We start from the raw sequence: 4,020 nt of genomic DNA on the forward strand, positions 1-4,020 counted from the left end.
GCCGTTCTCGTTCCCCAGGGCGAACCGCACCCGGGCCCCCTCGATGGGGTTCCCCTGGAGGTCCAGGAGCTTCGCCTTCACGCGGCTCGTGGAGCGGCCGTCCGCCGTGAGCTTCTCCGGCTCGGCCGTGAGGGTGAGCACGGCCCGGTCCTCCAGGCCCCGCTGGGCCCGGGGGTAGAGCTCGATCGCCACGGTGGAGGCCACGTAGGTGTGGAGCCACCCCGCGCCCACGTCGCCCGTGGTGAGGTCCTTCGCCACGATCAGGGCCGTCTTCGCCGCAAACCCCGCCGTGTAGGTGGCCGTGACCTCGCCAAAGGCGTCGGTCACCCCGCCCCATTTCACCTCCACGTCGTCCACGTCGTCGAGCCGGGCCTCTTTGTCCTCGAGCCGGCCCCCGCCCACCACGCCCGTGTACTCCTCGGTGGTGGAAAGGGTGAGCGCAAGCTCGTGGCCCGACACGGGGTCGCCGTTCGCGTTCTCCGCCTTCACGGTGAGCCGGGTGGTGCTCTTCTGGTCCGCCGGGAGGAGCCCGTCCCGGGCCGTGACGAAGAGCCGCACCCGGGTGTCGAACGATACCGGCCGGCCCGCCGGCTGGGTCGTCACGTTCCCGGCGTCGTCTGCCAGGTGCACGACCACCGGCACGTCCACGCCCTCGTCGTCCCACCCCACGGTGTAGGTGCCCCGGTAGGTCCCCGGTGTCTCCTCGGTCATCGGAACGTTCTGGGCCACGCCCCCGAGGTTGAAGGTGGCGTGGCCGCCGGGTTCGCCGGTGAGGGTCACGGTCAAGACGTCGCCCGCCACGAGCTTGCCGCTAAAGCCCGCCACGGCGAACCCGTCGTGCTCGGCCGAGGCGATGACCGGCGGGGTCGTGTCGTTCAGGGTGTCCAGGCCCACCACGGCGAGTTCCGGTCCGGCCCGGTCGGCCGACCCGTAGGCGTCCGCCACGTGCACCACCACCCGGTGGAGCGCCTTCGTGGGGCCCACGTCGGCGTCGGTCACGGTGTAGGTGCCGGTGTACCGGCCCGTGCGGCCCTCCTCCATGAGGGGTAGGCCTTGTGCCAACGTGCCCAGGTCCGCCGTCACCGTGGCCCCGCTCTGGGCCACGACCGTCACGGTCACGGTCTCGCCCGGCTTCGCCGGCTTCCCGAGGGGCTCCACGGTCACCGCCGTGATCGCCGGGCCCTCCCCGGGGGCCGCCTCGGCCGAGACGATCTCGCTCAGGGCGCTCCGGTTCCCGGCCCGGTCCACGGCCACCACGACGTAGCGGTATGGGAGGCCCGGCACCACGGCGGTGTCGGTGAAGGAGAGTTTCCGGGTGGTGTCATACGGGGCGCCGGAGAAATCCGGGTCGGCCCCCTCCCCCCGGAAGATCTCGTAGCGGTCCACGTCGGCCGAGGGGCTTGCCTGCCAGGAGACCTCGATCTCCCCGGGCCAGGGCGACGAGGCCAGGATCCGGCCCGCCGGCACCGGCTCGGGCGCCGTCGTGTCAATCGTGATCGCGGGCCCGGCGAGGCTCGCCGTCTCCCCCGTGGCCGGGTCGGTCAGGGTCCCCGTGAGGGCGAAGGTGCCGTTTACGCCCTCGGGCACGGCGACCCGGCCCACGTACACCCCGTGGTCCACCTCGGTCATGGGGACGTTCTCGGCTACCCCGGCGATCGTGAACGAAGCCGCCTTGTCCGCCGCGCCCCGGAGCGTCACGCCGATCTCCTGGCCCACGCCGTAGAGGCGGCGTTCGGAACCCAGCGAAACAACCCATGGCAGAGTGTCCTCGCCGCTCTCCACGGCGATTCTCTCCACCCACAGATGGCATAAAGGGGAGAACCCCCCGCGGGGCACCTGGGGATCCAACTCCATTCCGACGACGATATTCGAGGCGTTGCTCGCGAGGTCCTTATACGGACGCCTGCTTCCCTCCCCCTCAAGTTCCGGGGTGCCGTCGGCACGCACACCCTTGACAAGGGCACCGTTCACCCGCACCCGATTCTCGCGGGAAGACCGACCCCATTCCACGCGCACCTGCACCGGTTCCCCCGGCCTGGGGGCGTCTGCCAGGAAGTAGTCTCCCCACACCCGCTGGCCGGCAAACTCGAGGACCAGTTTCCCCGGAAACCAGGGGTGGTTCCACACTGCCGAAAGGATTAAAAGGGGGCGCCCGTCGGGGGCCATCCATTCCAACAGGGCGTCGTGAACCATGCGCCGGGAACCCAGGGGAATATCGCTGCGCCGGAGGTGGAGGGTCAGAGCCCCCCCGTTTCGGTCGAGACGGGCCGCGGGGAATGAAAGGAACTCCCGCGTCTCGCGGGTATCCGCAAGGGAAAGCGCCCGCCACCCCCGGTCGAGCACGCCCCCCACGCACCGAACAGATGCTGGCAGGGCCCCTTTTTGGATGGGAATCTCCAACGTTTCCGCCGGAGCAGACCCGGCCCAGAAAGTACAGAGGGCCACCGCCAGGAACATGGGCATGCGGCGCGAATGTGACCTCCTCACCATGGCGTCACCTTGTTCCAGCCCGGCTCGTCTCCGGCGTCCATCACGTTGTCTTCGTCGGCATCCACGAAGCGATGGCAGTTCTGCGCGCTTCTCGCATAGAAAAGCTCCCTGTTCTTCCCGGCCGCCTGCACGCTCGCGCTCATCAACCCGGAGGTGGACCAGTCAAAATCCACGTATGAGCTGCCGACGTACGTTTTTCCACTTGTCCAATCCGGGTCTACCGAAAACGTGTCGTCCCACGTGTTGTGGATCCCATCCAGGCAGTTCGTGATCATCAATTTCGGAAGGCGTGACGCGTGGGGATTATGGCACTTTGAGCACGGAAATTTATGATATGGGTACTGAGGGGCGGTCGTATCAAAGTTCACAGACCAATAAAAGTACTGGTAGCACCAAGCGGACTGCCCGGCGTCCGGATTCCATATGAAAGGCGTGACCCCCATGTCGCTGTCGCCGGTTATGTAGGTTGTGGCGAGGCTGGGGTTCGAAAGGGGATAGGTTCTGGCGTCGTAGGCGTGGCGTAAACCGAACATCCGGTTTGGGCTGTACGCCCATTGGGTCGACTGGTACCCCATATGCGGGTGGGTGTGCGTCGTTCCTTCGCCCCGAACGTCCGGGTTGTAAAGATTGAACTTGTTTGCCCCCGTTCCCCCCACGGCCGCGGCCGAATGGCCGTTGGTCCCCACCCAAAGCCCTTCTCCAACCCGCCAGTCCATCTCGTCCACATTTGTCCCATGGCACAACGTGCACAGCCCGGCGCTGTCCGAGAGAGTCCACCCGGACGCCGGGCTACCGTTATTCTGGTCGATTTGGTATCCGCCAGCGATGTTTTGTGCTACTCCCCGGGGCACCGGGCCGAACATGTTGGTCCAACTGTACCGATCATAGGGCCCGTAGGGCGCCCCGTCCTCCGGGTAGGGGTTTCCTTTCCACGATCCCCGCAGGTAAGGCTGCCCGGACACGGTGTCGCTGCTGGCCTTGTTGAGGTCGTGCACGTCGTGGCAGTAGGAGCACCGGATGTTCCCCACCGCGTCCTTGGTCTCGGTGTAGTTGTAGGCCGAGCCCGACACGGTGCTCGTGCCCGCGGTAAAGTTGGCGGAATGGGTGGACTGGATCGCTCCCGACTTGTACGAGAAGTTGGCGCTCGTCCAGGTGGCCGTGGTCCAGTTCGGGGTGGAAAGGCTCCCGTAGTCATAAACCATGGACCCGGTGTTCGCGTTGTTGTTCACGCCCCATTCGCTCACCCCGTTCGAGGCGTGGCAGTTCCAGCAGATCTCGGCCTCGGTGGACCCCGAGGTGGCCGTGCCGCCCAGGTAGATCCCGTTGTGCGAGGTGTAGTCGATGCCGAGCTGGGTCTGCATGTTCATCGTGGTGCCCGACCCGTCCGTACGGTTGTTCCAGCTCGCGGGCGGAAGTGGCACGGCTACCGGACCCGAGTGGCCAGAGTGGCACTTGTTGCACTGGGCGTCCCAGTTCGTGGCGTTGGAGAGGGTTTCGCCCGTGGTGGCTTTGAGGTGGGAGCCGTAGCCT

Annotated in this window: 2 protein-coding genes; both read right to left on the bottom strand. The window is 67.0% G+C overall.

The window, feature by feature from the left end; translation table 11 throughout:
• Window positions 1-2,166: hypothetical protein (locus ACYQ8L_RS18215; protein WP_459943245.1), on the bottom strand; the 2,166-nt coding region annotated here is incomplete at its 3' end.
• Between the two features lie 317 nt (window positions 2,167-2,483).
• Window positions 2,484-4,020 (bottom strand): hypothetical protein (locus tag ACYQ8L_RS18220; RefSeq protein WP_459943246.1); only part of this gene is annotated, 1,537 nt, incomplete at its 5' end.

The sequence above is a fragment of the Deferrisoma palaeochoriense genome (assembly GCF_054656955.1).